Raw genomic sequence first — 239 nt, forward strand, 5'->3', positions numbered from 1 at the left:
ATCCCACACCGCGTTCATTTCCTGGAAATGTTTCATGTCATCAAGCCAGATGATTGCCTGAAGAATTTTTGTTTTGTCACTTCCCACCGTCGCCAAAAGGCGGTCAATATTCTCCAGAATCACCTTTGTCTGCTCGGCAACTGACGCACCCGCGGTTCCAACCTGGCCCGCAAGGTATACCGTGTTACCGTGAACAACTGCCTGGCTCATGCGCGGGCCAGTTTCAAACCGTGTAATTT

Annotated in this window: 1 protein-coding gene; it reads right to left on the reverse strand. The window is 50.6% G+C overall.

Annotated features, from left to right (window positions below; translation table 11 throughout):
* Positions 1-237, reverse strand: a 237-nt coding sequence (locus O4G74_RS16305) for a RidA family protein (protein ID WP_419715411.1), incomplete at its 3' end; no start/stop codon positions are given.
* Between the last annotated feature and the right edge of the window lie 2 nt (positions 238-239).

Source organism: Henriciella marina (genome assembly GCF_027213945.1).
GTDB lineage: Bacteria > Pseudomonadota > Alphaproteobacteria > Caulobacterales > Hyphomonadaceae > Henriciella > Henriciella marina_A.